At 56.3% G+C, this 21,977-nt stretch carries 14 protein-coding genes; 11 read left to right on the top strand and 3 right to left on the bottom strand.

Annotated elements, in window-relative coordinates; all coding sequences use genetic code 11:
* The first annotated feature begins 139 nt into the window (after window positions 1–139).
* The 3 genes from B3K78_RS14425 to B3K78_RS14415 all read left to right on the top strand — a co-directional run bounded on the left by B3K78_RS14425 (window position 140) and on the right by B3K78_RS14415 (window position 5,639).
* Entirely contained in the window at window positions 140–1,249 is a 1,110-nt protein-coding gene (locus B3K78_RS14425; protein ID WP_286695988.1) for an OmpA family protein, read from the top strand.
* 301 nt (window positions 1,250–1,550) lie between these two features.
* The gene (locus B3K78_RS14420; RefSeq protein WP_286695987.1) at window positions 1,551–3,734 is read left to right on the top strand and encodes a molybdopterin oxidoreductase family protein; all 2,184 of its coding nucleotides are present in this window, start codon (window positions 1,551–1,553) and stop codon (window positions 3,732–3,734) included.
* Window positions 3,735–3,785: 51 nt separating this feature from the next.
* Window positions 3,786–5,639 (top strand): DmsC/YnfH family molybdoenzyme membrane anchor subunit, encoded by a 1,854-nt coding sequence (locus B3K78_RS14415; protein ID WP_286695986.1) that lies wholly within the window; start codon window positions 3,786–3,788, stop codon window positions 5,637–5,639.
* Between the two features lie 8 nt (window positions 5,640–5,647).
* Here the strand turns inward: B3K78_RS14415 and B3K78_RS14410 are convergent, their stop codons facing one another.
* On the bottom strand, window positions 5,648–6,328 hold the full coding sequence (locus tag B3K78_RS14410; protein WP_204996788.1) for a DNA-3-methyladenine glycosylase I: 681 nt from the start codon (window positions 6,326–6,328) through the stop codon (window positions 5,648–5,650).
* Window positions 6,329–6,481: 153 nt separating this feature from the next.
* On the opposite strand from B3K78_RS14410, the gene B3K78_RS14405 reads away from it, so the two are divergent.
* The 5 genes from B3K78_RS14405 to B3K78_RS14385 all read left to right on the top strand — a co-directional run bounded on the left by B3K78_RS14405 (window position 6,482) and on the right by B3K78_RS14385 (window position 16,993).
* Window positions 6,482–8,194, top strand: coding sequence for an FAD-binding protein (locus tag B3K78_RS14405; RefSeq protein ID WP_204996789.1), 1,713 nt, complete (start codon window positions 6,482–6,484; stop codon window positions 8,192–8,194).
* Between the two features lie 121 nt (window positions 8,195–8,315).
* On the top strand, window positions 8,316–10,892 hold the full coding sequence (locus tag B3K78_RS14400; RefSeq protein WP_286695985.1) for an esterase-like activity of phytase family protein: 2,577 nt from the start codon (window positions 8,316–8,318) through the stop codon (window positions 10,890–10,892).
* Between the two features lie 173 nt (window positions 10,893–11,065).
* Window positions 11,066–14,545 (top strand): indolepyruvate ferredoxin oxidoreductase family protein, encoded by a 3,480-nt coding sequence (locus B3K78_RS14395; RefSeq protein WP_286695984.1) that lies wholly within the window; start codon window positions 11,066–11,068, stop codon window positions 14,543–14,545.
* Window positions 14,546–14,558: 13 nt separating this feature from the next.
* Window positions 14,559–15,632, top strand: a complete 1,074-nt coding sequence (locus B3K78_RS14390; RefSeq protein WP_286695983.1) for a Glu/Leu/Phe/Val family dehydrogenase — start codon at window positions 14,559–14,561, stop codon at window positions 15,630–15,632.
* A gap of 11 nt (window positions 15,633–15,643) precedes the next feature.
* The gene (locus tag B3K78_RS14385) at window positions 15,644–16,993 is read left to right on the top strand and encodes a class II 3-deoxy-7-phosphoheptulonate synthase (protein WP_286695982.1); all 1,350 of its coding nucleotides are present in this window, start codon (window positions 15,644–15,646) and stop codon (window positions 16,991–16,993) included.
* A 25-nt stretch (window positions 16,994–17,018) separates the two neighbouring features.
* Here B3K78_RS14385 and B3K78_RS14380 read toward each other — a convergent pair whose 3' ends face one another.
* Window positions 17,019–17,495: an Lrp/AsnC family transcriptional regulator gene (locus tag B3K78_RS14380; RefSeq protein WP_204996794.1), complete on the bottom strand. Its 477-nt coding sequence runs from the start codon at window positions 17,493–17,495 to the stop codon at window positions 17,019–17,021.
* 180 nt (window positions 17,496–17,675) lie between these two features.
* Between B3K78_RS14380 and B3K78_RS14375 the strand changes: the two genes are divergently transcribed.
* The 3 genes from B3K78_RS14375 to B3K78_RS14365 all read left to right on the top strand — a co-directional run bounded on the left by B3K78_RS14375 (window position 17,676) and on the right by B3K78_RS14365 (window position 20,864).
* Window positions 17,676–18,314: a DUF2959 domain-containing protein gene (locus tag B3K78_RS14375; RefSeq protein WP_204996795.1), complete on the top strand. Its 639-nt coding sequence runs from the start codon at window positions 17,676–17,678 to the stop codon at window positions 18,312–18,314.
* Between the two features lie 121 nt (window positions 18,315–18,435).
* The gene (locus tag B3K78_RS14370; protein WP_286695981.1) at window positions 18,436–19,980 is read left to right on the top strand and encodes a flavin-containing monooxygenase; all 1,545 of its coding nucleotides are present in this window, start codon (window positions 18,436–18,438) and stop codon (window positions 19,978–19,980) included.
* 14 nt (window positions 19,981–19,994) lie between these two features.
* Window positions 19,995–20,864 (top strand): alpha/beta fold hydrolase, encoded by an 870-nt coding sequence (locus B3K78_RS14365; protein ID WP_286695980.1) that lies wholly within the window; start codon window positions 19,995–19,997, stop codon window positions 20,862–20,864.
* Here the strand turns inward: B3K78_RS14365 and B3K78_RS14360 are convergent.
* The gene (locus B3K78_RS14360) at window positions 20,861–21,880 is read right to left on the bottom strand and encodes an AraC family transcriptional regulator (protein ID WP_286695979.1); all 1,020 of its coding nucleotides are present in this window, start codon (window positions 21,878–21,880) and stop codon (window positions 20,861–20,863) included. The two genes, B3K78_RS14365 and B3K78_RS14360, sit on opposite strands and share 4 nt — an antisense overlap.
* Window positions 21,881–21,977: the final 97 nt, after the last annotated feature.

The following is a 21,977-nucleotide window of genomic DNA, read 5'->3' as shown; positions in this document are numbered from 1 at the left end:
TAACTCTTTGCAACGCCGTCGCGGTAAAATTACTGAAAAGCAGGCGTGCAAGGGCATACTTGCGTGTTATTCTTGAGCCAAGACCCACCATTAAGGTAGGGCGACGGAAGACCTAAGTGATAATCAGGGGAGCTACAAAATGCGTAAACAATTAATGGGTGCTGCGATTGCTGCGGTAATTGCCGCACCAGCGATGGCAGATGACCACAGCAACAAGTGGTACTTAAATGCCGGCGTAGGTTATCAAGTTTTCGATTCTGCTTGGGACCTGGAAGAAACTGCTGCGGCGTTGTTCAGCGTTGAACAAAAGCTCAGCAAGGACTGGGGTGTGGAAGTGGGTGTTAGCTACGCTGACGCTGACAACCGTTACAACAACAGTGCTGCTGACGCTGAAGTAACGTTCATTTCTGCTAACGCGATTCGCTACTACAACACTGAGTCTAAGATCGAGCCCTACGCGGCCATTGGTCTTGGCATGGGTGTGGTGAACTTTGACGTGGTACGCGAAGAAGAAATTACTCAGGCCAACTTGGGTGGTGGTTTCCGTTACGCACTGTCTGGTCCTCTGTCTCTGCGTGCTGATGCTCGTTACTTCTACGGTTTCGATCATGAAACTAACGACGGGATCGTCTCTCTGGGCCTGAGCTACGCGTTCGGCGGCGAGTCTAAGCCGGCTCCTGCTCCAGCGCCTGTTCAAAGCAATGACAGCGATGCTGACGGTGTTGAAGATGGTGCTGACCAGTGCCCAGGCACACCAGCAGGTGTTGCCGTTGACGCCAAAGGCTGTGCCTTGGACAAAGACGGTGACGGTGTACCTAACTACCGCGACAAGTGCCCTAACACACCAGCGGGCCGCCAGGTTGATAAATTCGGTTGTAAGTTTGTACTCAAGCACACCGAGTCGATCAAAATGGACGTGAAATTCCCACTGAACTCCGATGCGATTCCTGCTTCGCAAATCAGCGAGCTGAAGAAAGTCGCTGAGTTCATGAAGCGCTTCGGTGGTGTTAAAGCCGTTGTTGAAGGTCACTCTGACAGCACTGGTGCTGCGGCCTACAACAAGCAGCTGTCTCAGCGTCGCGCCGACGCCGTTCGCAGTGCTCTGATTAAAGAGTTCGGCATTGATGCCAGCCGCCTGAGTGCGATTGGTTACGGTGAAGAGCGTCCTATCGCTGACAACAGCACCAAGGCAGGCCGTCAGGCTAACCGCCGCGTTGTTGCAGTAATGGAAGCAGAAGTCGCTAAATAAATCGCGACTAGTGCATACCGGAAGGGGCCCCTGAGGGCCCCTTTTTTTTGCCTGAATTTCGACCCCCTCCTGTTAAATACTCCCGAACTTGTCATGCCCCAATTGAGGGCGAGTTGTTCTGTGTTGCCGAATAGCCCGCCGTATTTACTGGCTTCCAGCCTGATTTAGTTAGTTGGCATAGTTCTTGTTAAATCCAGAGTAGATGCGGTGATTTGCTTGGCAATTCACCAAGTTGGTGCGCTTTTTTAGCCCCCGCGGGCTCGGTTTAGCACACAAACAGTGCGCAACAATGAGGGATTTCATGATATTCGGTCGCAGAAAACGCAAGCCCATTACGATTGCTGACAAGCAGGTAGTGGACTGGAAGTACGCCGTCTGTGGTTATTGCTCCACGGGGTGCTCAATTGAGGTCGGTTTGAATGCCGACGGGAAGCCGGTGGCGAGTCGCGGCAAGGGCAATGCGCCTGTTAATCAGGGCAAGCTGTGCATAAAGGGTATTTTTGAGCATGAACTGAGTGGCACCGCTGGTCGTGGTACGCAGCCGCTGATGCGCGATCGGATATACGACGCGTTTTCTCCAGCCAGTTGGGATAGCGCGCTCGATCGCACGGCTGAGGAGTTTATGCGAATCCAGCAGAAGTACGGTCGCGATAGCGTGGCGATTGTGTCTACCGGCCAACTGCTGACAGAAGAGTTTTACACCCTGGGAAAATTGGTTCGCGGGGTAATTGGTAGCAACAACTACGATGGCAACACCACACTGTGTATGGCATCGGCAGTGTCCGGTTATAAACGCTCATTCGGCGCTGATGGGCCGCCCGGCTGCTACGAGGACTTCGAAAATACTCACTGCCTGATGGCCTTTGGCTCAAACCTCCCTGAGCAACACCCCATTATTTATTGGCGACTAAAAGAGGCGTTGGAGAAGCGCAAGTTTCCACTGATTGTTGTCGACCCGCGCGTGACCATGCTGGCGCAATTTGCCGATATCCACTTACCGATAACACCGGGTACTGACCTGGTTCTGCTAAACGCCTTAGCTCATGTCATTTTGAAGGAGGGCTTGCAGGATCAGTCTTATATAGACGCCCACTGCAACGGCTTTGATGAGCTTGCTGCGACAGTAGAAAAATATGACCCCATCACTGCCTCGCGAATATGTGGTATCGACCCAGACACCATCAAGCATGTGGCCCGCATTTACGCAAAGGCACCGTCGGCAATGAGTATCTGGACGATGGGTATCAATCAGAGTACCCACGGCACCGACGGCGTGTGCGGCATTAATAACCTCAACCTGATTACTGGCAATATCGGCGTGCCCGGCGGGACCAGCCTGTCTATTACCGGGCAGTGCAACGCCATGGGCACCCGGGAGTGGTCATCCTGCTCGGGCCTGCCGGGCTATCGTATGCTTGAGAAGCCGGAGCACCGCAAGGAGGTGGCCCAGTTTTGGGGGGTTGATGAATCCTTCTTCCCGGCAAAGCGCGGTTTGCAACAGACCGATATTTTTCCGGCGATAGAGTCGGGCGAGATTAAGGCCTTGTGGATCGTTGCCACCAACCCCTTGACCTCCATGCCGAACCAACCGCGAATTAAAAAGGCGCTGGAGAAGCTCGAATTTATGGTAGTGCAGGACGGCTACCGCGACTGTGAAACGGTCGACTATGCCCATGTTTACCTTCCTGCTGCCGTGTGGGGGGAAAAAGAAGGGGTACAAACGAATACTGAGCGGCGGGTAAATTTGGTGCGCAAGTTTACCTCGCCGCCGGGGGACGCCAAGCCCGATCATTGGATTTTCTCGCAACTGGCCAAACGTTTTGAGCGGGGCAGGGAGATTGCTTTTCCCGAGACGACCTCTGAAATCTTCGATGAAATGAAGCAGTTGTCAAAAGGTCGCGGCCGGAATTTGGATATCTCCGGCATGAGCCATGATCTGATTGAAGCGCAGCGCGGCATCCAATGGCCGATGCGCGAGGGCGATGAAACGGGTAGCCCAAGGTTGTACAGCGACGGCGTGTTTCCCACTGCAAACGGGCGCGCCAACCTGCTGGCCATGGACTACATCGAGGACAATGAGGTGCCGGATGAGCACTATCCTTTCTGGATGAACAGCGGCCGTGTCGTGGAGCATTTCCACACCCGCACTAAAACCGGAAAAATTGGAAACCTCAATAAGTTCAGTCCAACGCCTTACATGGAAATGAATCCAGACTCCGCGCGCGCGGCTGGGGTGAGCCACCAGAGCTATGTGCGTTTGGTGTCGCGTCGTGGCGACGCTGTCGTTATGGTGCAGCTCACGCAGCGGGTTCCCCGCAATATGCTGTTTATCCCCATGCATTATCACGACTGCGTTAACCGGCTGTCGCTGGGATTACTTGATCCCTATTCCCGCCAGCCAGCGTTCAAGCAGTGTGCCGTGCGCATTGAACATATTGATCAAAAGGAGGCGGCGCGACTCAACGTTGAGCGCCGGGCTTTCTAGTTGGCCGTGTTAGCTGTGACATCCCCCATTACACCAAGAAGGGCTTAGTTTATGTGGAAGGTTCGAGACGATGAGCCGCAGTACGCTTTCCTGAAAGAGTCTGGCGCGCCTGAGGTGAATTACTATGAGGCGCCCATTGATCTGATCGCCCGCAGCGGCGGCGCCGTGCCTGCCGGGCGCGAAATGTTTATCAATGAAGAGCCTGGCGTGGGCAGCAACCCGAATCGCAACAAGCAACACGCCTTTCACTTTACCGCCGACAACTGCATTGGCTGCCACGCCTGTGAGGCTGCGTGCAGTGAAAAAAATGATAACCCAGCGCATATCAGCTTTCGGTCAGTGGGCTATGTCGAGGGAGGCAGTTACCCCGATTTCAAGCGCATGAATATCTCAATGGCCTGTAATCACTGCGACGATCCGGTGTGTCTGAAGGGGTGTCCAACGCGCGCCTATACCAAACATGTTGAGTATGGCGCGGTATTGCAAGACCCGGAAACCTGTTTTGGTTGCGGTTATTGCACGTGGGTGTGCCCCTACAATGCGCCGCAGTTAGACCCAATAAAAGGGCAGGTGAGCAAATGCAATATGTGCGTTGATCGCCTGGAAGTAAATTTAAAACCGGCCTGTGTTTCTGCCTGCCTGGGTAACGCGCTTAATTTTGGTGTCGTGGAAGATCTACCGGAGAATCGCGAGCAGGCGAAGCTCAGTATTCCCGGTTTTCCCAGCCCGGAAATTACGCATCCGAATATTCGCTTCCAGCAAACTAAACGCATGCCGGATGAGGTGACACGCACCGACGGTATGGCGGTGAAGTATCACAAAGATGAGCAGGGTGAGTACCGCCCGGTTGTGGACCAGAAAAAGGGCGTTGAAAAGCGTTGGGGGCTGGACAAGCTTAGCTCTCGCGAAAACCCCTTGGTGATTTTTACACTGGTTAGTCAGGCGTCCTTGGGGGCCTTTGCTATCAGTACGCTGGGTTCGGCATTCGCCCTTGAGCCGATACTCGCGCTGCGCTCATCGGCGCTGTATGTGCCGTTTGTTGCGCTGGTTGTCGCCCTGGCAGGTGTCGGTATGCTGATGTCGGCAACCCACTTGGGCAAGCCGCTGCGCTTTTACCGCGGCTTCAATAATCTTCGCCATTCCCCAGTGTGCCGCGAGGGCTTGGGCATGCTGCTATACATGGTGTTTGCCGGCCTGCATTTACTGAGCGTGCTGCCCGATAATGCGGTATTTCAGCGTTGGTTTGGCGATTGGGGGCACTACCCGGTCGCAGCCGCTGTGTTGAGTACTCTCGCACTGGTGTCTGGCGCCGTTGGCCTGTATTACATGTATCGCTGCTATCGGATTCCTGCACGGCCCTTTTGGAATCACTGGCAAACAGGTAGCAGCTTTGTTGGCTCTGCCCTGGCTCTCGGCGGTATTGTTTGCTTGTGGTTTATGTTGCTTAGCGCGCCGGCCAGCGGCGCAGCTGAAAAAACCGTCGCCATGCTTGCCCTGGGGGGCGGGCTGATTGTGGTCGCTGCGCTAATCGAGGGGCTGGGTCTGTGGCAACATGCCCGAGCAATGAATGTTGCCAACAACGAGGGCAGCGTTTCCCATTACATTCAAACAACGGTGTTTGCCAAAAGTTATCTGCTGCGCAATACGCTGTTGTTGCTTAGCGCGGTGATTGCTCTGGGCCTTACCCTCACGCAGGGTGGCGTCGCCACAGGCTTGATCGCGGCGGCGCTGAGCTTGTGTGTGTTGGCCTATGCGGTAATTGGGCGGGCGCTGTTTTATGTATTGGTTGTTCCGACCACGATGCCCGGCGCATTCTTCTGGAAGAACAAAGACTTCGAGGAGCACGCCCGGGACATCGGCTTAGCCAACCTGCCGCATGTCGGTGTGGTCGCCGACCTGCACTAAGCGAAGGTTCAGCGCGGGCCCAGAGAAAGTGCGAGAATCATACTGATCTCGCACAGTGGTCGGCCGCTCTGGGCCTGCAGCGTATTAAAGGCATCCTGCACCTTGATCAGGTCGCGTTTGGCAGTGATCTGGGTGCGGTCAACAATTCCCTCGGCCATCAAGGCGGTGGCCACGTCACGGCTCAATACGAACGTATCCTTGCCGACAAAGCGCAGGAAGTATTGGCCGCTATTGCCGCCGAGTCGGCAGCCATGTTTTTTCAGATATGCCCAAAGACCGATGGTGTCATCACTGGGCCAATCGGCGAGGAATTGGCCCACGCCACCATGCTTCTCCTGCAGCTCTAAAACGAAATGGGCGTTTTCCTGTACCGCGCGCACCTTGCTCAGGTTGCGAATAATTCGCGTATCGCTGGCCATCTCCTCTATCTGCTCGGGGGAGCGCATCGCCACCCAGATGGGCAGAAAGCGATTGAAAACCTCCTCAAAGCCAGGCCACTTTTGGCCGACAACGCGCCACACAAAGCCCGCACGAAAAATACAGGCCGCCATTTCAGCGAGGTAGCGGTCGTCCGGTGTGCCGATCAGTTCAGCGGGGCTCTTATGGCTGGGCAATTGCGCTTCTATGGCAGCGATGCTGCCGTGTTGATCAATAGCGCGCGATAAATAACGGTCATAGAGCGTCGACATGTGATTTCTCCGAGTGCGGGCCAGCCTCATGCAGACGGATGATTGGGTGCTGCGGGGCGTGGGGCTACCATGATGGCCGATCATACACTTTAAATACGCCCGATGGACGCAGTTCGACCGCGATAACTGGGCCAGCACGCCGGAATAAGAACTATGACAGAACAAAACTGGGATCACAGCGTCGACGTCTTGGTGGTCGGCAGTGGTAATGGCGCCATGACCGCCGCTCTCAGCTGCTACGAAATGGGTGTTACCGATGTCCTATTGCTTGAAAAATCCGAGCTTGTTGGTGGTACCAGCGCAACGTCGGGTGGCGGTGTTTGGATTCCCAATAATCGCTATGCAAAGGCGGCGGGCGCGCAGGACAGCATCGCGGATGCAAAACAATACTTGCTGAATACCACGCCCGAGGGCGCGGTGCCTGAAGAAATGGTCGATGCCTATCTGGAGAACGGCCCGAAGATGGTCGAGTTTCTGCACCAGCGCAGTGATGTGCGCTACGAAACTCTGGAACACTATCCTGATTACTACACCAATGTCGAAGGCTCGCGCACGGGCCACCGCTCAATGGAGCCGGAGCGTTTTGATTCTTCGCTATTGGGCGACGATGTCAAACGCCTGCGCCCCTCGCATCACATGATGCGCCTGTTTGATCGTATTTATTTCACCCAGGTTGAGGCGGCGTTGCTAACTGTTCAGGGGCCGGGTTGGGTAAAGCTGACGCTAAAACTGATGGCCAGCTATTTCCTGGATTTCGCCTGGCTGCTGCGCGGCCGTAAAACAAGCCGCAAGGTGTGTACCGGGGCTGCGGGAGTGGCGCGCTTGTGGTATTCGCTGAAGAAGCGTGACATTCCGCTGTGGACCGAAAGCCCCATGCTATCGCTGATCGAAGAGAATGGTCGCGTGGTGGGTGCCGAAGTTAGCAAGCAAGGCAAGCGTATGCGCATTCAGGCTCGCAAGGGCGTGGTGCTGGCGGCTGGCGGCTTTGAGAAGAATCAGGCTATGCGCGAAAAATATTTGCCCGCGCCCACCAGTACTCAGTGGAGCGGTGGGGTGGACGGCAATACTGGCGATGCGATCAACGAGGGTATGCGCCTGGGAGCGGCTACCCGACTGATGGATGGCGCCTGGTGGTGTACCACGATCTCCGTGCCAGGAGAGCCGGCACCGCGGTTGAGCATTATGGAGAAATCCTTCCCTGGCTCCTGTGTGGTGAATATGAATGGCGAGCGTTTTGCCAATGAGTCGCAAAACTATATGGCCTTCCAGAAAGACCTCTACCAAGTGCACAGCGAAGAGAACCCCTGCTCACCGATGTACCAGGTGTTCGACGCGCGTTTTCGCCGCGACTACATTGTTGGCCCATTAATGACGGCCCAACTCAAACCGGACTGGACGATTCCCAAGAATTGGTTTGACACCAAGTTGGTCGGCAAGGCTGACAGTATTCGCGAGTTGGCCGGGCAGCTGGGCATTAACGCCGACAACCTCGAAAAGACCGTTGAAAAAATGAACGGCTATGCGAAAACCGGTAAAGATCCTGAGTTCCAGCGCGGCGACTCGGCCTATGACCGCTACTATGGCGATCAGCGCTTCGAGCCCAACCCCTGTTTGGGCGCCATTGACGAAGCGCCGTTTTATGCGATTCGTGTCGACGCCGGTGACTTTGGCACACAGGGCGGGCTGGCCACGAACCCCAACGCACAGGTGATGAAAGAGGATGGCCAGGCAATCGATGGCCTTTACGCGGTGGGCAACTGTAGCGCGGCGGTGCTGCCAACCTATCCGGGCCCGGGCTCAACATTGGGGCCTGCAATGACCTTCGCCTACCAGGCCGCCAAGCACATCAGCGGTTACCAAGACTAAAATACCCGCGGCGAGGGCAATCCTCGCCGCTGTCTCTTTCCTGCAACAAAACCGTCGTCAAAATGTAGTTCTGCTCTATTAGCCTGCTCCCCAACCTTATTCCGAGTTGGAGAGAACAATAATGCGTTTTACAAAGAATGCGATCGCCAGTGGGGTGCTAATTGCGTCATCGCTGATGTTGGTGGCCTGTGGTGGTGACGATGGCCGAAACGGTGCTCAGGGTCCGCAGGGTGTTGCCGGCAGTGACGGTCAAAATGGTAGCAATGGCAGCGACGGTCAGAATGGCAGCGACGGCATAAACAGCCTAATTAGCCAACACCGGCTGCCGGTGGGCGACCTCCAGTGTTTCGACGGCGGTTTGCGCATTGATTCAGGTTTGGACGATAACGGCGACGGCGTATTAGATACCGCAGAGGTTGATCAGTCGACCACCCTGTGTGATCCAACTCAGCTCAATGACGACAAAAATTTCAATCGCATCGCCACCTACGCCGTTTGTCAGCAGCTGGATGCCAGCTGTGATACCGACACCGAAACGGCGGCAGAGATTGTTGCCGCCAGTGAAGATGGCAACGTACTGATTTACACCGACAGTCCCAGCGACAGTATTGGTTTTGTCGATATCACCACGCCAGACCAACCCACGGGCCTGGGCGCACTGCCGCTTGGCGGCGAGCCAACCTCGGTGGCGGTGAAGGGCGGTTATGCGCTAGTGGGCGTGAATACCTCCGCGGGTTTTGTCAACGTATCCGGCAAACTGGCGGTGGTGGATATCGCTAGCCGCAGCATCGTTCAACAGCTTGATCTCGCTGGGCAGCCCGATTCAGTCGCAGTAAGCCCGGACGGTCGCTACGCCGCCGTGGCCATTGAGAATGAGCGCGACGAGGACCTCGGAAATGGCGAGCCTCCCCAATTACCGGCGGGCAGTGTCGATATTGTCGATATTGCCGCGGCTGATCCGGCGTCGTGGGCGGTGCGCAATGTCGTCCTGACCGGTCTTGCCACGCTGTTCCCGGAAGACCCCGAGCCAGAGTATGTGGACATCAACGCTGACAACATCGCGGTGGTTACCCTGCAGGAAAACAACCACTTGGTATTAATCGACCTGACAGATGGCAGCATCGTTAATCATTTTAGTGCTGGCGCCGTCGATCTAAACGGCGTTGATACCCAGGAAGAGGAGCCGGCGTTAATCAGTCAGGTCGACTCACTCAGCGCGGTTCCCCGTGAGCCCGATGGGGTGACGTGGTTGTCGAGCCAGTATTTCGCTACGGCCAACGAGGGTGACCTTAATGGCGGTAGCCGCGGGTTCAGCGTTTTCGATAAAGAGGGCGAACTGCATTTCGACAGTGCTGAGCAGCTCGATCACTGGGTGGCGCGACTTGGGCATTACCCCGACGGGCGTTCCGGCAATAAAGGTAACGAACCAGAGAATGCGGAATTTGCTGTGTTTGGCAGTGAGCGCTATTTGTTCGTGAACTCGGAGCGTTCAAGTGTTGCCTTCGTTTACGATGTGGCGGATCTGCGCAAGCCGGTATTAAAGCAGGTATTACCCACGGCACTGGGGCCCGAGGGAGCGCTTGCGATCCCCTCGAGAAATTTGCTGGTGGTGGCCAGTGAAGAAGATGCCCGCGATGACAAATTCCGCGCGGCGCTCAATATCTATCGCTACGACTCCGCTGCTGCGCAGTACCCCACTGTGCTCTCCACTGACCGTGAAGATGGCAGCCCGATTCCCTTCTCGGCGATGTCGGCGCTCGCCGCTGACCGCCTCCATGCCACCACGGTATATGCCGTTGAAGACAGTTTCTATCAGCGCAGCCGCATCTTTACCATCGACACCGCCGAGCAACCAGCGCGTTTGAATAAAGAAATGCGCATTCTCGACAGCAACGATGTACTCGCGTCATTACCAGCCATCGCGCTCGCGGATAGCGGTGTTGATGACGACCACCCCAGTCGCGTTGGCGTCTTTGATGTCGCAGACCGCGCGGCGCTGGTGAACGATGATAAAACGGTCAACCTCGACCCGGAAGGTTTGGCTCAAGCCAGCGACGGGGGCTTTTGGTTGGTCTCAGAGGGCAGCGGAACCATCGGCGATGACAACCGGCCGATCAACAGTTTGAATATGCTTATCAAGCTATCGGCTGAGGCGGTGATCGAGCAGGTAATCACCCTGCCTGGCAGCGTCAACGCCACGCAGCAGCGCTTCGGTTTTGAAGGCGTGGCGGAGCAGGGCGGTAAAGTCTACGTGGCTTTCCAGCGCGCCTGGCAAGGTGACACCGAACCGCGCATCGGTGTTTACGATCTGGCCACCAGTACCTGGAACTTCTTCTTCTACCCCCTGGATGCTGCGCTTTCCCAAAACGGTGGTTGGGTTGGTTTGTCTGAGATTACCGCACTGGGTGGCGAGCGCTTCATGGTCATCGAGCGCGATAATCAAGGCGGCCCTGATGCGGCAATTAAACGCCTTTATGAGTTCGACCTTAGTGGCTTGGTAACCGGCGATACTGTGACCAAAACATTGGTGCGTGACCTGATGGATGATTTGCAGATGCCAGGCGGACTGGTGCCCGAAAAAATAGAGGGGGCTGCCCTGATGGCCAATGGCGACGTGCTGATCATCAATGACAACGACGGCGTCGATGACAACAGTGGCGAAATCCAGCTATTGAACTTGGGCAATATTGTGAAGTAAACAATAACAGGCCCTAATCACTCAGCCCGCGTAAGCGGGCTTTTTTTGCGTCGCTTATTTTTGGGTCTAAATTAGACCGTTATCTGCGTTTAGTCTGTCTGAATAACATAAAAAATTCGCGTTTCGCTGCCTATTATTAGTCCAAGTCAAAACAATAACAGGCAGGTAGCAGCATGGCACTGCGCAAGGTATCGCTGGCAGACAAATACGCATTGGACACGACCCGGGCCTATCTCACCGGGATAGAGGCCTTGGTGCGCTTACCCATTCTTCAGCATCAGCGCGACCAGGAGCGAGGCCTGAATACCGCGGGCTTCATTTCGGGCTATCGTGGTTCGCCACTGGGCACACTGGATCAGACGCTGTGGCAGGCTCAGGATTACCTGGACCGCCACCATATCAAGTTTGTACCGGGCATCAACGAGGACTTAGCGGCAACCGCCGTTTGGGGCAGCCAGCAGCTCGGGTTAAACGGCCATGCGAAGTACGATGGCGTGTTTGGCATGTGGTACGGCAAGGGGCCGGGTGTCGACCGCAGCATGGATGTCATCAAACATGCCAATGCTGCCGGCACCAGCCAATACGGCGGTGTACTCGCGGTGGCGGGGGATGATCACGCAGCCAAGTCGTCTACGCTGCCCCATCAGTCGGAGCATATGTTTATCGGTGCCTCGATTCCGGTACTGGCCCCGGCAAATGTACAGGAAGTGTTAGATCTCGGCGTCTTTGGTTGGGAGTTGTCGCGTTACTGCGGTAGCTGGGTGGCCTTAAAAGCGATCACCGAGAATATGGATTCGGCGATCTCAGCCGAGATAGATCCCCATCGCATCAATATCGTGTTGCCCGAGGACTTTGTTTTGCCCGCTGATGGTGTCCACCTGCGTTGGCCCGACACTCCCCTGGATCAGGAACGCCGGCTGAATAAATACAAAATTTATGCGGCCCGCGCCTTTGCCCTGGCAAACCATATCAACCGCATTGTTATTGATAGTCCCAAGCCGCGTTTGGGCATTATCACCAGCGGCAAAGCCTACCTCGATGTTATGCAGGCGCTGGAGGATTTGGGTATCGATCACGACAGCGCCGCCGCAATCGGTTTGCGTGTATACAAAGTGGGGATGCCGTGGCCACTGGAGCCAGTGCTTACTCACGAGTTCGCCAGCGGCCTGGAAGAGATTCTGGTCGTCGAGGAGAAGCGCTCAATCATCGAAGACCAACTCACTGGTCAGCTCTACAACTGGGCCGTCGACAAGCGGCCGCGGGTGATCGGTGAATTTGACGAGCACGGCGCAGACCTGCTGCCCAATGTGTCCGAACTCACCCCGGCAATGGTGGCCCGGGCCATTGCAGCGAGGATCCGCCGTTTTTATCAGAGTGAAGACATTGAAAAACGCCTGAGTTTTTACCAGCAGAAGGAGCAGTCGCTGGCGAGCAAACGCAACAAGATTGATCGCAAACCCCATTACTGCTCAGGCTGCCCCCACAATACCTCTACACAAGTGCCGGAGGGCAGCATTGCCATGGGGGGTATTGGCTGCCACTACATGAGCACGTTTATGGAAAGCCGCCCCGCGCAAACGTTTACGCAAATGGGCGGCGAGGGTGTGACATGGATCGGACAGGCCGCCTTCACCGACACTGAGCATGTTTTCCAAAACCTCGGTGATGGCACGTATTTCCACTCGGGAATTTTAGCGATCCGGCAGGCCATCGCTGCCGGCGTGAATATCACTTATAAACTGCTCTATAACGATGCCGTGGCAATGACCGGCGGCCAGCCGGTAGACGGTCAGCTCAGTGTGGAACAAATTATTTTGCAGCTGCGCGGGGAGGGCGTTGAGCGCATCGCGCTCGTTTCTGATCAACCTGAAAAGCACACCCTCGCCGAGACCGAAGGGCTGAGTATTCACCATCGCGATGCCGTGCTCCCGGTGCAAGAAATGCTGCGCCGGGTAAAAGGTTGCAGCGTATTGATCTACGAGCAAACCTGCGCGGCGGAAAAGCGCCGGCGGCGTAAACGTGGGTTGATGGATGACCCCAATCGCCGCGTGGTCATCAACCAGGCGGTATGCGAAGGCTGTGGTGACTGCGCGAAAAAATCCAACTGCCTATCGGTGGTGCCGGTAGAAACGGAGCTGGGTCGTAAGCGCGAGATTGATCAAAGCGCCTGCAACAAAGACTACTCCTGCGTGAAGGGGTTTTGCCCCAGTTTTGTCTCGGTGATCGGCGGCCGTTTAAGGCAGAGCACGGCAACAGCAGAGGATGACTTTGCCGCGCTACCGGAGCCAGCAGAGCACAGTCTTGAGCAACCTTGGAATATTGTCGTTACAGGCATTGGCGGTACGGGTGTGCTTACCGTTACCGCGGTATTGGCGATGGCGGCGCATATTGAAGGCAAGGGCTGCGCGACGATGAACCAGACCGGGCTAGCGCAAAAGTTTGGTCCGGTGGTAAGCCATTTGCGTATTGCCCGCCGTCAGGACGATATCAATGCGGTGCGTATTCCCGCTGGTGACGCCGATCTTTTGTTGGGCTGCGACCTGGTAGTGAGTGCCAGCGACGAGGCGATGGCGAAGGTGAATATAGAGCGCTCGCATGCGGTGATTAATGATAGCGAGGCGCCAACATCGGCGTCGATATTTGACCCCGATGCGGCCTTTCCTGCCCGTGAAATGAAGCAAATTATTGAAGAGGAGGTCGGCGCCGGAAAGGTTCACTTTATTGAATCCACGGTCATGGCCACTCACCTGATGGGCGACGCCGTCGCCAGTAATTTCTTTATGCTCGGCTACGCCTTTCAACGCGGTTTAATTCCCGTTTCCAGCGAGGCGGTAGACGCGGCGATAGAGTTGAACGATGTTGCTGTGGAATTTAACCAGCGGGCATTCCGTTGGGGGCGCAGGGCGGCAATCGACGAGTTGGCTGTGCGACGGGCCAGTGGCCTGGCAGCAGAGCACTGGCAACCACTGTCCGGCCTGAACGAGATTGTCGAGCACCGTTACGGCCAGCTGTGTGATTATCAAAACGCCGGCTATGCCCAGCGTTACCGCGACGCAATAACGCAGCTTGCCGATAGTGAGCGCGCGGTGGTGGGTGGCCAGACGTTGTCGCTGAGTATCGCGGCGGCCCGTACGCTCTACCATGTCATGGCATATAAAGATGAATACGAGGTTGCCCGCTTATTTACTAACGGGGAGTTTATGCGGCAACTGCGCGAGCAGTTCGAAGGGGATTTCACTTTGCAGTTTCATATGGCGCCGCCCCTGCTAAGTCGTGTAGACCCGAATACTGGCGAGCCTAGAAAACGTAGTCTCCCGGGCTGGTGCCTGCCGGCGTTTAAACTACTCGCCGCGGCCAAGGGCCTGCGAGGAAGTCGCTGGGATATTTTTTCCTACACGGCGGAGCGGCGCATGGAGCGAGAATTATGCGAGCAATTTCTCGCAGATCTCGCCGATATCGCCGCGCAATTAACGTTCGAAAACAGAGACTATGCGCTAGAGCTGGTAAGCAGCCTGGATAAGGTGAGGGGCTTTGGTCATGTGAAGCAGGCGAACGCTCAACGCTATGCAGCCGCTCGCCGCAGCCTGTTGGCAAAATTTAATGGCGATGCGTTGCCCTTTGTCGAACTGGCTAGCGCCACAAACCAAACATAAAAAGGTGTCGTTTATGGCAGTGTTTAGCGCCCCCTCTTTTGATCAACACGAGCTTGTCGCATTCTGCGAAGACCGCTCCACGGGCTTGCGGGCAATTATTGCTGTGCACAGCAGCCAGCTTGGACCGGCGGTGGGCGGTTTGCGAATGTACCCCTACGTGGACGATGCGGCGGCGCTTGACGATGTGCTGCGGCTGTCGCGTGGCATGACCTATAAGTCTGCGCTTGCCGGACTGCCAGTGGGTGGTGGCAAAGCCGTGATTATTGGTGACCCCTCGCGCGACAAAAATGCGGCGCTACTTCAGGCAATGGCCGGTTTTATCGACAGCTTGGGCGGTCGCTATGTCACGGCTGAAGACTCCGGCACCACGGTGGCCGACATGGCGCAAATTGCCAAACACACCTGCTATGTTTCCGGGCTCGACAGCCACGGCGGCGGCGACCCGTCGCCATACACTGCTTACGGTGTTTACTGCGGTTTGCGCGCGGCACTGCGCCAGCAACGCGGCAGCGATAATCTCGATCGCGTGAGGGTGGCAATTCAGGGGGCGGGGGCCGTTGGCAGCCACCTCGCGAGGCGGTTAATCGAAGACGGTGCAACCGTACTGGTTGCCGATGTGAACCCGACATTACTGACACCCCTGCAGGCACTTGGGGCAGAGGTAGTCGAGCCAGCAAGCATATTGAGTCAGCCGGTGGATGTTTTGGCGCCCTGCGCAATGGGGGCTGTGCTAAATGCGGAAACAGTGCAACAGGTGAGGGCATCGATCATTGCCGGTGCCGCGAATAACCAGCTGGCAACACCGGCTCAGGCGCAGCAGCTTGCCGATCGCGGTGTCTTATACGTGCCGGACTTTGTTATTAATGCCGGGGGTATTATTGCTGTCTATCATCAGCGCCAGCACGGCGGGGCGCTGTCAGCCGATGCTGAATCGACCCTGTTGCAGCATGTCGAGGGCATTGGCGACAAGCTGGGGCTGATCTTCAAGCGCGCAGCGCAGCAATTGTGCCCGCCCTATATGGTGGCCGAAGCGATGGCTGAAGAGGTATTGTTGGCACAGGGTAGGCAAGCCGCAACAGAAAACTGAAGGGGGTATACGTGACAACGTGGAGCCGAGATAGCTGGAGAAATAAGACCGCCTTGCAACAGCCGAGGTATGGCGACGCTGCGGCGCTAAGCGCAGTGGAGCAAAGTCTGGCTGCAAAGCCGCCGCTGGTGTTTGCCGCGGAGGCCCGCGCCTTACACAGCCAGTTGGCTGAGGTTGCCGAGGGGCGAGCGTTTTTACTTCAGGGGGGGGATTGCGCCGAGAGTTTTGGTGACTTTTCGGCGAACAGTATCCGCGATACCTTCAAAGTGTTGATGCAAATGGCCATCGTGCTCACCTATGCGGGGCGTTTACCCGTGGTGAAAGTGGGCCGCATGGCGGGGCAGTTTGCCAAACCGCGCTCGGCAGAAACAGAAGAGCGCGACGCCGTGGTGCTTCCCAGTTACCGTGGTGACATCATCAACTCGCCCGAGTTTGATGCGGCGGCCCGTGCGCCTGACCCGCAGCGCATGCTGCAAGCCTATCACCAGTCCACCTCCACGTTGAATTTGCTGCGGGCTTTTGCTACCGGCGGTTTGGCTGATTTGCACCAGGTTAACCAGTGGAACCTCAGCTTCTTGGACGGCAACCCTCTGCGCGAGCGCTATCAGGCCTTGGCGCACAGCATTCAAGATGCACTGGCGTTTATGGAGGTGTGTGGCATCAATAGCGACAACACCCCCACGCTACGTGAAACGCAGCTGTATACCTCCCATGAAGCGTTGCTCCTCAACTATGAGGAGGCCCTGACTCGCCAGGACCATTTAACCGGCGATTTCTACGATTGCTCGGCACATATGTTGTGGATCGGTGAGCGCACTCGTCAGCTCGATGGTGCTCATATCGAGTTCTTTCGCGGCCTTAAAAACCCGGTTGGCGTAAAGGTTGGCCCGTCGATGACAGGCAACGAGTTGATCGCCTTAATTGACGCCTTGAACCCAGACAATATTCCCGGTCGTCTAACCCTAATTACCCGCATGGGCGCCGACGTGCTGGCTGAGCGCCTACCGGCGCTGGCGCGACGAGTGCAGCAGGAGGGACGCAGCGTGGTGTGGTCCTGTGACCCCATGCACGGCAATACCGTGAAGGCGGGTAATGGCTACAAAACACGCTCTTTTGATCGCATTCTGGAGGAAATTCGCCACTTCTTTGCCGTGTTGCGCAGCGAGCAGCAGCACCCCGGCGGCATTCATTTGGAGATGACTGGCCAGCATGTGACCGAGTGCACTGGCGGGGCGTACCGGCTGTCCGAGTCGGACCTGGACAAGTGTTACCAAACTCAGTGTGATCCGCGTTTAAACGCCGACCAAGTGCTGGAACTTGCCTTTTGCGTGGCGGATTTCCTGCGCGACGACGGCCGTTAACGTCGAGGGCCAAAACGGCCGGGGTTCACAGCTGGGTTTCCAGCGGGAGCTCGGTCGTGTTTTTGATTTCGGTTACCGCGATGTGTGAGTGCGTTTCGCCGATCATTGGCAGGCTCAGTAGGCGCTCGCGTACGAAACTTTCGTAGTGGCGAATATCGCGGGTGATAATCTTCAACATATAATCCCACACGCCCGTCATCGTGTAGCATTCGACGACTTCGGGAAAGTCGCTCACCGACGATTCAAATTCTTCAAGTTGCTGCCGCCCGGTAATGCTCAGGTTTACGGTGGTAAAAACCACTAATTCCATACCCAGTTTTTCGCGGTCGAGGATGGCGACTTTTTTACGCACGATACCGGCTTGCTCTATCCGGTTGATCCGCCGCCAGCAGGGCGACTGGGACATGTTGAGGGTTTCGGCAATCTCACTGGATGTCTTGCTGGCGTCGCGCTGAAGAATACGCAGGATGGTGATATCTTGTTTGGCGAGTTCTGTTGGCATTCGCGCCCTCCAATGCATAAATAAGATAAGGCTTTATCGCTTTGCGTCTAACTATAGTCGCCGTTGTGGAGTTGTGCGCAATGCGATTTGTGCGCAGCGCGGCGGGGCGCTATGCTTTTGCACAGAACACTACTCCACACAACACAAGGTCTGTTCTCCGCCCACTAACTGGAATGCCCTATGGTCGCTAAGCGCTTATTTCTTGTCATTGCTGCACTGGTTCTTGTCGCCTGTGAATCCACCTACTACAACGCCATGGAAAAGGTGGGTATCCACAAGCGAGACATTTTGGTTGATCGCGTGGAAGAGGCAACGGAATCGCAGCGTGAGGCGCAGGAACAATTCCGCGACGCCTTGGGTGAGTTTCGCTCGGTGGTGAGTTTTGACGGCGGCGACTTAGAAAAACTTTACGATCGTCTCAATGCCAGCTTTGAAGACAGTCGCGCGGCAGCGGACGACATCCGCGACCGTATCGACGCAGTGGAAAGCGTGGCTGAGGCCCTGTTTGAGGAGTGGGAGGACGAGCTCTCGCTGTACAGTAATGCGCGCCTGCGCGATGACAGTGCAGCCAAACTCCGCGACACAAAAAATCGCTACAACCGTCTGCGCAAAAGTCTGCGGCGCTCAGAGAAAAGCTTGGCGCCCGTATTGGATAACCTGCAAGACAATGTGCTGTATTTGAAGCACAACCTCAATGCTTCGGCGATCTCAGCCATCAAGGGTGAATTGGCCACCATCGACCGCGATGTCACCGCATTAATTGCAACCATGGAGGCTGCTATCGCCGAGTCGGAAGGGTTTATCGCGCAATTGCGGTAGTGGCAGCCCGGTCTGCGCCTGTCCGAATAACTAAATGATGTGTCCTTCGCAGACATTGGGTGAAGGACTAGCGGCCCCTAAGCTTGGCGGTAGTTCATAAAAGAAATAACAGGTAACGCCTATGCCATCTGCTGCACCGTCGCTCGCGCCATCGAGCGGTTCCTCTGCAACACGTCACAGTTATGCCATCGTCGGCACCGGATTTGCCGGTCTGGGTATGGCGATAGAGTTGAAAAAAAAGGGACGGGAAGACTTCATCATCCTTGAGCGTGCCGAGGATGTCGGTGGTACCTGGCGAGATAATCACTACCCCGGCGCCGCCTGCGATGTGCCTTCTCATCTGTACTCTTTTTCATTCGAACCCAACTGTGACTGGTCGCGGGTATACCCCACCCAGCCAGAGTTAAAGCGCTACCTGCGGGAGGTGGCGGAAAAGTGGGATTTGCTGCCTCATATTCGCTTTGGCCACCAACTCAACGCTGCCCATTACTGTGAGCACAGCCAGCGCTGGCAGCTGGAGACTACGGGCGGAAATTACAATGTCGGCATGCTGATCAGCGGCAACGGTGGATTGGCCGAGCCGCGCCTGCCGGATATTCCGGGGGTGGAGCGCTTTGCCGGAAAGTGCTTTCACTCGGCCAACTGGGATCACAGCTACGACCTGCGCGGTAAACACGTGGCGGTGATTGGCACCGGCGCGTCGGCCATCCAATTTGTACCTGAAATTGCCGACCAGCCCGCGCAACTCGATGTTTACCAACGCACACCGAACTGGATTATTCCCCGCAAAGACCGGCCATACAGTGAGTTGGAAAAGGCAGCCTTTCGCTACTTGCCGGGCGTACGCCTGGCGCTGCGCAGCAAGATTTACTGCCACAATGAAACCCGCATCCTGGGAATGGTACTGCACCCCTCGCTAATGAAACTGTATGAGCGTATGGCACTGCAGCACATACGTAGTCAGGTAAAAAGCCCGGCGCTGCGCGAGCGAGTCACGCCAAGCTACCCGGTGGGTTGTAAGCGTGTGCTGATTTCCAACGACTGGTACCCCGCCCTGCAGCGGCCGAATGTCAGCTTGTTGAGCGATGGCATACAAGAGATTCGCGAGCACAGTATCGTCGATGCTAACGGCACCGAGCGCGAGGTGGACTGTATTATTTTCGGCACGGGCTTCTATGCCACCGAAAACCCCATTGCCCAGATCATTCACGGTCGCGGGGGCCAGTCTCTGGCAGAGGCATGGCGCGATGGCGAAGAAGCGTATTTGGGCACAACGGTTAACGGCTTTCCCAACCTGATGTTGATCGTTGGCCCGAACGTAACCCTGGGGCATAGCTCCATGGTGTATATGATCGAAACGCAAATACAGGCGATCAGCCGGCTGTTAGACGAATGCGAGCAGCGCCACTGTGCGGAAGTTGAAGTGCGTGAGGCGGTGCAGAAGCAGTTTAACCGCGCGCTGCACAAACGGCTTGATACCTCAATATGGGCCACGGGCTGCGACAGCTGGTACAAGCACCGCAGCGGCAAAATCACTCAGCTATGGCCGGATTTCACCTTTCGTTTTCGGGCGATGCACCGGCGTTTTACGCCTGATGACTACCAGTTCAGCCCCGCCAGCGCAGCGCATATGGCAGAAAGCCATGCGTCGCCATCGATCAATTAGCCGGGGAGCATGCGATGTTAAGTGATCACTTGGCGCGTGCAGCGCTGGCTGCTGACCGCTGGCGCTGTGGCCTGCGAGCAAAGTTTTGCATGGTGGGCGAACAGCCTTGGCACTATCTTGAAGGTGGCGTGGGGAAGCGCGAGACGATTGTATTGCTGCATGGCTTTGGCGCCGACAAAGATAACTGGACGCGTTTCGCCGGTCGGCTGCGCGCAAATTACCACGTAATTGCGGTGGACCTGCCTGGCTTTGGTGAAAACCCCTGCCGACAGGGCTTGGACTACAGTATGGCTGCCCAGGCCGAGCGGTTGAGAGGGCTCTTGTCAGCGCTCGGCGTCGGTCGCTGCCACATGGCAGGCAGCTCAATGGGCGGCCACTTAACGGCGGTATATGCCCAGCGCTATCCACAGCAGTTGCGCAGTATTTGCTTGTTTAATAATGGCGGTATTCAAGCGCCTGAACGCTGCGATATGGAGCGTGACCTGGAGAAAGGGGTAAACCCCTTGCTGGTGTCGTCGGAGTCAGACTTTGATCGACTCTTAGCCCTCGTGTGTGAGAAGCAGCCCTTTCTCCCCAGGTTGGTTCGCAACTATATGGCCAGGGCGGCGATGGCGCGCCGAGAATGTATCGCCGCTATTTTCCGTCAGTACCAACAGGAAATATACGGTGGGCTAGATGCTGTACTGCCTGCCTTGTCTTTGCCCGCACTGGTTATCTGGGGGCGTCAGGACAGGGTGCTCGACGTCAGTAGCGTGGAGGTGATGCGACCCATGTTGCCCCACGCGAGCGTTACCATTATGGAACAGACGGGTCACTTGCCGATGCTGGAGCGCCCCGCCGCCAGTGCTAAGTGCTACCGGCAGTTTCTCTCCTCACTGGCCTAGCGGCGTTGGTGAGTCTTGCGAAAGGCGCCGGGGGTATTGCCGGTCATGCGTTTGAAAGCCTGCGAGAAGCTAGAGGCATCAGCGTAGGATAATCGCTCGGCGATCTGTTCAATACTCAAGGGCGTGCTGCGCAGTAGTTCTTCCGCCAGTGTGAGACGGATCTCGTCGCTGAGTTGGCGAAATGAACTACCTTCGGCATCCAGTTTGCGGCGCAGGGTGCGGGAGGTCATGTGCAGGCTGCTTGCCACCGCCTCCATATCCATCTCCATGGGTCGCTGACGCAACAGCAATTCCCTCACTTTTCCCGAAAGGCCGCGGCGGGCACTGCGGCTGGCGAGCAGCTCGCCACATTGTTTTGCCAGTAGATTCGCGGTGTTTTCATTGCCGACGGTGCGCGGGATATCCAATAAGGAATTGGGAAATTCCAGGGCATTGTATTCGGCATTAAATTCAACCGGCCCACCGAAGCTGTCGTGGTAGCGCTCGGCATATGACGGGCGCGGGTGACGGAAGCACACCCTGTCGGGTTGAAAATCACTGCCCAGCAGCTCGCGCATAATCACCGCGGCGGCGGCCATTTCGCGCTCCAGGCAGAACAGGCGAACATCTTCTGGCACATCGCTGTCGTCAAAGATAATGCACGTTTTATCGCCCCGCGTTGCAATGGTAAAGCCAGCAAAAACGAAGGTAAGTTCCTGATAGTTACGCGCCAGTTCAATGGCTTTTCTCGGTGTGGGGCTGCTGGCGATGGCAAAGCCCCATATGCCGTAGGCAGACAGTTGGTAGCGCTGCCCAGCGGTCAGGCCCAAGCCTTCGATGGGCGGCAGTGCTCCAAGCAGGTTGCGGATAACGGCAAGTTCACTCTGGGCTTCAACCACTGTTTCAGGGTTGTTGAGGTGGGTTTGGCTCAGACCGCTATTGTGAAGCAGGGCGTGTATGGGGGCGCCTAGCTCTTCTCCCAACGACACCAGAATTTGCGCGCTCATTACACTGCGGCAGAAGTCCCAGTTTTGCATCACTTAACCCATCTGTTGTTATGTCCGAAATTATAAATTGAGTATCGCTAATCGTTCTCGTTTGTGCAACGGCATTGCCCCGCAGAGGTGCAGAACG

Source organism: Spongiibacter sp. UBA1325 (assembly GCF_002306875.1).
Taxonomy (GTDB): Bacteria; Pseudomonadota; Gammaproteobacteria; order Pseudomonadales; family Spongiibacteraceae; genus Spongiibacter; species Spongiibacter marinus.
This window is presented reverse-complemented; position numbering and strand designations above follow the sequence as displayed.

Coding starts and splice junctions, on each gene's coding strand:
- B3K78_RS14360 (WP_286695979.1), bottom strand. CDS start 21,880: ATGCAAAACTGGGACTTCTGCCGCAGTGTAATGAGCGCGCAAATTCTG.
- B3K78_RS14395 (WP_286695984.1), top strand. CDS start 11,066: ATGGCACTGCGCAAGGTATCGCTGGCAGACAAATACGCATTGGACACG.
- B3K78_RS14365 (WP_286695980.1), top strand. CDS start 19,995: ATGTTAAGTGATCACTTGGCGCGTGCAGCGCTGGCTGCTGACCGCTGG.
- B3K78_RS14380 (WP_204996794.1), bottom strand. CDS start 17,495: ATGCCAACAGAACTCGCCAAACAAGATATCACCATCCTGCGTATTCTT.
- B3K78_RS14425 (WP_286695988.1), top strand. CDS start 140: ATGCGTAAACAATTAATGGGTGCTGCGATTGCTGCGGTAATTGCCGCA.
- B3K78_RS14400 (WP_286695985.1), top strand. CDS start 8,316: ATGCGTTTTACAAAGAATGCGATCGCCAGTGGGGTGCTAATTGCGTCA.
- B3K78_RS14420 (WP_286695987.1), top strand. CDS start 1,551: ATGATATTCGGTCGCAGAAAACGCAAGCCCATTACGATTGCTGACAAG.
- B3K78_RS14375 (WP_204996795.1), top strand. CDS start 17,676: ATGGTCGCTAAGCGCTTATTTCTTGTCATTGCTGCACTGGTTCTTGTC.
- B3K78_RS14410 (WP_204996788.1), bottom strand. CDS start 6,328: ATGTCGACGCTCTATGACCGTTATTTATCGCGCGCTATTGATCAACAC.
- B3K78_RS14405 (WP_204996789.1), top strand. CDS start 6,482: ATGACAGAACAAAACTGGGATCACAGCGTCGACGTCTTGGTGGTCGGC.
- B3K78_RS14415 (WP_286695986.1), top strand. CDS start 3,786: ATGTGGAAGGTTCGAGACGATGAGCCGCAGTACGCTTTCCTGAAAGAG.
- B3K78_RS14390 (WP_286695983.1), top strand. CDS start 14,559: ATGGCAGTGTTTAGCGCCCCCTCTTTTGATCAACACGAGCTTGTCGCA.
- B3K78_RS14370 (WP_286695981.1), top strand. CDS start 18,436: ATGCCATCTGCTGCACCGTCGCTCGCGCCATCGAGCGGTTCCTCTGCA.